General features: G+C 70.0%; 1 pseudogene. It reads right to left on the bottom strand.

What is annotated here, in order from left to right:
* Window positions 1–406 (bottom strand): annotated as a pseudogene (locus tag G3446_RS27325) (hypothetical protein); the annotation flags it as partial.

A 406-nucleotide genomic window follows, 5' to 3' on the forward strand; every position in this document is an offset into this window, starting at 1 on the left:
ATTCGAGCCGCGGTTGCGCTTCGGCGGGAACCGCGATGCCGATCGCCAAGCCAGAGGCCGCCGAGACGCCCTGAATGGCCTGATCGGTGCCTCCCTCGCCGCGCAGCAGTCGACCGATGCCGCCGACAGCGGCTTGGTCGTGGACGCGCTTGGCCAACTGGGCCCCGAGACTGACGAGAAAGGTGATCTCGTCTCCAGCGTATTCCTGGCCTGGCGGCTTCCTGGCTGTCAGCACACCCAGCACGGTCCGATAGTGGATCAGCGGAGTGCCGACAAGGCTGCCGCCGGGCGCCTCGGAGGGACCCTCGGCAGCGCCAGGCGCGGGCGATGCCTTGGCCTCCAGGTCGAAGATCAGCTCCCGCCGCGCACCGACGCGACAGGCGAGCCGCTGGCTCCGCTCGTCGTC

The organism is Thiorhodococcus minor (assembly GCF_010820565.1).
GTDB classification, from domain to species: Bacteria; Pseudomonadota; Gammaproteobacteria; order Chromatiales; family Chromatiaceae; genus Thiorhodococcus; species Thiorhodococcus minor.